At 47.0% G+C, this 6,564-nt stretch carries 2 protein-coding genes and 2 pseudogenes; 3 read left to right on the top strand and 1 reads right to left on the bottom strand.

What is annotated here, in order from left to right:
* The first annotated feature begins 24 nt into the window (after positions 1-24).
* Both CSR02_RS15760 and CSR02_RS17125 read left to right on the top strand, forming a co-directional pair.
* Complete coding sequence (locus tag CSR02_RS15760; protein WP_099542312.1) at positions 25-1,767, top strand: Hint domain-containing protein; 1,743 nt, start codon at positions 25-27, stop codon at positions 1,765-1,767.
* A gap of 2,923 nt (positions 1,768-4,690) precedes the next feature.
* Positions 4,691-5,749 (top strand): annotated as a pseudogene (locus tag CSR02_RS17125) (Hint domain-containing protein); the annotation flags it as partial.
* A 454-nt stretch (positions 5,750-6,203) separates the two neighbouring features.
* On the opposite strand, the gene CSR02_RS15770 reads toward CSR02_RS17125, so the two are convergent.
* Positions 6,204-6,374, bottom strand: a complete 171-nt coding sequence (locus tag CSR02_RS15770) for a transposase (protein ID WP_373319854.1) — start codon at positions 6,372-6,374, stop codon at positions 6,204-6,206.
* A 57-nt stretch (positions 6,375-6,431) separates the two neighbouring features.
* On the opposite strand from CSR02_RS15770, the pseudogene CSR02_RS17130 reads away from it, so the two are divergent.
* Positions 6,432-6,551 (top strand): annotated as a pseudogene (locus CSR02_RS17130) (IS110 family transposase); the annotation flags it as partial.
* Positions 6,552-6,564 lie beyond the last annotated feature (13 nt).

Here is a 6,564-nt window from a genome sequence, read left to right on the forward strand (position 1 = left end):
TTGCGCAAATCAGGAGTTAAGGGAATGGGAGCAGCATTAATTACTGTTAACGCTGGCGTCGCGACGGTTTACAGTAGTGGTGATTTGAGTTCTCTTGCCGGTGTATCTGCACTTAGTGATATCATCATTACTAAAAACGCTCAGACACCAGCTGGAGATCCGGTTGTTGTGGATCTCACGACAGGGTTGGCTGGTGTTAGCGCACTTTCAGGAATCACGGTTCAAAATGGAGCAACTGCCAAAGTTGGCGGTGGTCTTCTGAATGCAAATGTCGGAACCGGACTAACTGTTAATGGTGGCGTGCTTGATCTTCAAGGCAACCTCATTGGTGCAAACGTTTTGCACGCAGTGAATGTCGGTCCAGAGGGAGGAGAAATCAAAGTCGAACCCACCGGATTATCTGTGGGAGTCTTAGATCTTCCTATTAATTTTGTTGATGCGCACGGCAATTCTACAAATACAATTCCTGCTAATTTTGTTATGGATTTCCCAAGCGCTAAATCAATACCTGCTTATTATGATAAAATTACTAACACGACCACCATTGGCGATGGTATAAGCCTTTTAGGCATAGTCGGAGCGGGTCGTACAATCACATTGCAGGGTGATGTTTTTGACCTTAAAGATAACGGGACAGCAAACGGATGGCCTGCAGTTTTAGGTTATTCCTATAATTTCACGCAGTCCGATGGTAATGGTGGTGTTATCACCTGCTACCTTTCGGGCAGTATGATCCGCACCCCCAATGGTGACGTTACAGTCGAAGATATTCGTATTGGCGACGAGATTGTTACCTTTGATTGGCGCAATAACAAGGACGTCGTGCATCCGGTCGTGTGGGTAGGGAAAGCACACGCCACTGTTCGACCAGACCTGTCAGATGACGAAGCAGGCTGGCCTGTCCGGATCCTGAAAGATGCCATTGCTGATGGTGTCCCTTACAAAGATATGCTAATTACATCGGAACATTGTCTGTTCTTCAAGGATAGATTTGTGCCCGTGCGGATGCTGGTCAATGGCATCTCTATCTTTTATGATAAGTCGATCGCCTCCTACGATTATTATCATGTGGAAACAGAACAGCATTCAGTCATCACGGCTGATGGCATGCTCACAGAAAGCTATCTGGATACGGGTAATCGTTCCTCTTTCCGTCAAGAAGGCACGGTTGTTGCGCTGCACGGTGCAGCTAAAAGCTGGAAAGACGATGCGGGTGCGCCTTTGGGTGTTGAGCGGTCGTTTGTAGAACCTTTGTTCCGCGCTATAGAATGGCGGGAAAATAGCATCTTCGGTTGCCGTGTTGCAGAAGAAAAGTTGGAAACAACTAACGATCCAGATCTGCATCTCATCACAGATGCAGGTGCGGTGGTACGCCCAATGCGCAAAACAACACAGCAATACAGTTTCATGCTGCCGCCAAATACACAATCGGTACGCATTATCTCGCGTACAAGCCGTCCGGCTGACGTAATCGGGCCATTTGTGGATGATCGCCGTTACATGGGCGTTGCGGTTGGAGAAGTGCATCTTCTGTGTGCCAAACGGTCATACGAGATCACTTCTCATCTTACCACTAAAAAGCCTGAAGGTTGGCATGCCGATACAGGAAAAAAGGGTGTTGCATGGACAAATGGCAATGCTCAAATGTCACTTGATGGCCATCTTACCCATGGAAAAATGGGGATCCTCTCCATGAATATCCACGCAGCCGGTCCTTACCTGTTACCGGAGCAGAAAACTGAAATGAAAAAATTACAATCTGCCTAAGATTGTAACAATTTTACTTTCCTTATAATCTTATAAGGAAAGTAAAATTACTCTTATTGCATAGGATATTACTAAAATATTTTTAGTAATATCCATTCTTCATAAACAATGAAAATGATATCTTCCATCAGGAATATATCTGCATTTGCAATATACATTCGCAATCTAATCAGAAGGGGCTTGAAAAATGGTCGCAAACAATGATTTGGAAAATATCCTCTCAGAAATATTAGAAGAAAGTCAGAATACAGCAAATAATTATAGCCAAAAAGTACAAAGCGACCAAGCAGCAAAAGCAGATCTTGCAACAGATATGACCAATGTTGCGGCAGCCAATGAAGCTTCTTCTGTTGCTATTAATCAATTGGCTGTTGATACAAACAAACTCATTTCAGATAAAATTCAGGCGGCGTCATTACCCATAGATACTATTGATGATACCGTGGCAACAAGCGCCCTGAAACCGGCGCGTGCACTGCAACAGGTAGCAGCAGCAAAAGTGGCCGCTGATAAAATCGCACAGGCATCACTACCCGCAGATCAACTAGCAGTTACTGTCGCAACCCAATCAGCAGAATTGACACAGACCGCTGCCGATACAGCGCTCAACAAAGTAACCGCAGACCAAAAAGCGGCTACATCCCTGGCGCAAGACCAGGAGAATGTTACGGCAGCAAACAACGCCGTAACATCTGCCAAGAATGCTGTTACGCAAGCAGCTACACAACTGGTAACAGATCAGGCTAAAGCAGCCTCTCTTGCGGGAGATCAATTGGCACTTGCAACGGCCAATCAAGCTGCTGCAACAGCTCAGGCTACTGCGGTAACTGCTGAAGCAAAAATAACGGCAGATCAGACAGCGCAAGCATCACTCACCCAAGATCAGACAAATGTTACCGCAGCCAATCAGGCAGTTGCTGCAGCAACTGCGCAAGTCGTTACAGATACGGCAAAGCTTCAACAAGATCAATTCCAATCATTATGGAATGCAACTGCTGCAGCTGCTGTTCCACAGGATAAGGCGGATCTGGCTGCGGCAAATCAGACAGCAATTACAGCGACAACAAAGGCCGCAACAGCCTCGGCTCAACAACTGAAAGATCAGACTGCAGCTGCATCTTTACCGGCAGATCAGCTTGCAGCTACCACTGCCAATCAGATAGCACAAACGGCATCCCAGGCCGCAGCAACAGCTGCCCAGAATCTGGCTGATAAAACAACATCTTTATTTGGTGACAAAACGGTTGCGGATACTCTTGCTTCTGACCAAGCCAATATAACAGCAGCAAATACAACCTTAAACACCGCCACATCTGAGGTTGCAAAAGCTTCTGCCCAGCAACTGGCAGATCAGACAGCAGCTGCCGCTTTGCCAGCAGACCAGATTGCAGCTGCCACTGCCAACCAGGTAGCGCAAGCCGCCAAAACAGCAGAAACAGTTGCCACGGCCAAAGAGATTGCTGATCAGGCCGCGGCAACATCTCTTCCAGCTGATCAGGAAGTAGCTGATGCCATTACCCAGGTAACTGATACATTACAAAATGCGGCTGATCAGGCAGCAAACAAGGTGCAAGCTGATCAGACCGCTGCCGCTGCCCTTACACTGGATCAGAATGCCGTTAACGTTGATCAGAGTCATGTTTCCACGACAACAAATCAGATCGCAAGTTCGCTTTCAAAACAAGCCCAAGATCAGGTTACAGCAGCGGCTTTACCAATAGATCAGACGATCGCCAGCTCTGCATCTGGAGATGCTCAAACTGCGCAGGATATCCTAGATACTCTGAATAATGCTCAAGATCCTTCTGGTGCCAGTGCAGGTGAGATTGCATCTCAAGTTGCAGCACTAGCCAAACACCAGGCTGATCTGGCTGCTGCCAAAGTAACAGCAGACAAAATTGCACTGGCAGCTTTGCCAAACGATCAGGCTGCCATTATTTCTGCAGGCAAAACGGTCGCAACAACTGCTGCGGAAGTTACAAAAGTCGTAGCACAACAATTGGCTGATCAGATAGCTGCGGCTTCTGTGCCCACGGATCAAAGCACTATTCAAATTACATCAACTGCTTTGGAAGATGCCAATACCTTGAAAAACCTTACGGCATCTAAGGTGAAAGCTGACCAGAATGCCGCCGCGTCTCTCTCAACAGATCAGGATGCTGTCACAAAAGCCACTCAGGCTGCAACCGCTGCCAAACAACTTGCAGATCAGGCTGCTGCCAAAGTAACAGCAGATAAGGCAGCCGCAGCAGCGATCCCTGCAGATCAAGTAGCAGTTACATCTGCAAATACAGCAGCAGCCAATGCAGCAACCCAAGCGGCCAATGCCACTGCCCAGCTGCTTGCTGACCAAGCCGCTGCATTTCTTGGTGATAAAACAGCTGCCGCAGCTTTGGCGCAGGATCAAGCCAATATAACTGCTGCAAATAATGCTGTGGCCACGACTATAAATCAGGCTGCCAAAACAGAAGCGACACTTATATCAGACCAAGGGGCTGCAGCATCTCTGACTACGGATCAGGCTGCACAAGTCATTGCAACTGCAGCATCTGACACTGCTGCTACAGCCAAAACTGTGGCAGAAGCAAAATTGATTGCAGACAAAGTGGCAGCGGCCTCTTTGCCAGTTGATCAGGTTGCAGCAACCGTAGCTGCCAAGGCAGCTGATGTAGCCCAAAAGATTGCCGATCAGGCCACATCAAAACTCCAGAATGATCAGGCGGCTGCATCTGCTCTCAAACAGGATCAGAAGGCTGTTGCCGCAGCTAATGCTGCTGCCGTTACCGCGCAGGAAGCATTGGCAAATGCTACGGCTACACAACTTGCTGATCAGACTGCTGCTGCCTCACTTCCGGCAGATATCATTGCAGCCCAAACCACTCAGGCAATTGCCAATGCGGCAAGTGATATTGCCAATCACCTCACCTGCTTCTTGCCTGGCAGTATGATTCGCACGCCGAAAGGTGACGTTGCTGTTGAAGACATTCGTATCGGTGATTCTGTTGTTGCTTTTGACTGGAAGAACAACAAGGATGTTGTGCACCCAGTCGTTTGGGTTGGTAAATCGCACGCGACAGTTCGTCCTCACCTATTGGATGACGAAGCTGGCTGGCCTGTGCGCATTCTAAAAGACGCCATTGCCAATGGTGTCCCTTATAAAGATATGTTGATTACTTCAGAACATTGTCTGTTCTTCAAAAATCGATTTGTGCCCGCACGTATGTTGGTAAATGGTATGTCCATTTTCTACGACAAATCCATTACTTCTTTTGATTATTACCATGTAGAAACAGAGCAGCATTCTGTTATTACTTCGGATGGTATGCAGACTGAAAGTTATTTGGATACCGGCAATCGCTCTTCCTTTCGTCAGGAAGGCAAGATTGTCACACTACGTGGTACGGTCAAAAATTGGGAAGACGATGCTGCTGCACCATTGGGAGTCGAACATACATTTGTGGAGCCATTGTTTCGTAGGATCGAATGCCGCAAAGACAGTGTTGATGGATGCCAAGTTTTTACAAAGGTTGCTGAACTGACGGATAACCCAGACCTGCATCTGATTACGGAAACGGGCACTATTTTACGTCCTATTCGTAAAACGGACAATCAGTATACCTTTATGCTTCCGCAGAACACACAGTCAGTTCGTATCGTGTCTCGTGCTAGCCGCCCATCTGATGTAATCGGCCCGTTTGTAGATGACCGGCGCTACATGGGTGTAGCTGTTGCTAATGTGCGGTTGCATTGTGCCAAGCAACAGTTTGATATCATATCCCACCTTCAGGCTGAAAAACCCATAGGTTGGCACGAAACATCATGGACAGATTGCTCATGGACGAATGGGAATGCAGAATTGCCTTTAGGTAATCATCTGACACATGGGAAAATAGGTATCCTTTCCATGATCATTCGTGCTGCTGGTCCTTACATTGTGAGTAATCAGAAAAAATGTACTGACACGAAGGCACAATTTGCTTAATTCTTTGACAGTTTAATTGTTCGTGTGGGCTCTGTCTATTTTGACAGGGCCTGCTTTTTTGATTTTGAACATATAAATAGTTTTTAGATATTAAATCTAACAGCGCAAGCGGAAATATAGTTTGATACCACTTTAGACCTATTCCGCCTCGTATGTGATTCCCTTTTTGTTTCTTTACTATTGAAGAGCAACTATCTCACCTGAGTGGGCTAGGCGATTAGCATGAAGTATTTTCGCAGACTGTAGGCTTTGAGTTATTCGGATGGAAATTTAGTAGCTCGTCTTTACTTTGATCCGGTTCAGATATTCAAAATCCTGATCATCCAGATACTAAATAATTTAGTAGATAAAAGAACGAAGTGTTTGATCAACAACCTTCGGTTTTTCATATGCTTTCTTACCTTGGATCTATCTATCCGATCATGCACTAGATAGCAAGACGTTCTTGGGCCTGTTAACACTTGATCCAGTCTGCTGCTGCAGCGATGTGTATGACGACCAAGAACGACGTTGCTGTTTTCTCGTATCTGGTTGCAACAGTACGCCACTCCTTGAGACGGGCCCAGAGGTTCTCGACCAGGTGCCTACCCCAGATAGGCCTATCTGGGGTAGGCAACAGGCGCATCGTGTCGTTTCGCGGGAATAGCCGGTCGGGTTCCCATGCCCCAGATACGTTCACTCAAGGCGTCCGAGGTGTCTGGCAACAGTTGCACTTGCCAATAAAATGGCTCGTATCATCTGGGTGTTGTTGTCACGTAAAGAGATCTATCGTCCGGCTGGTGTCAGTGTTTCAGCAGGCTGACCTGCACCAGCAG

Origin of the sequence: Acetobacter pomorum (assembly GCF_002738225.1) — a bacterium.
GTDB lineage: Bacteria > Pseudomonadota > Alphaproteobacteria > Acetobacterales > Acetobacteraceae > Acetobacter > Acetobacter pomorum.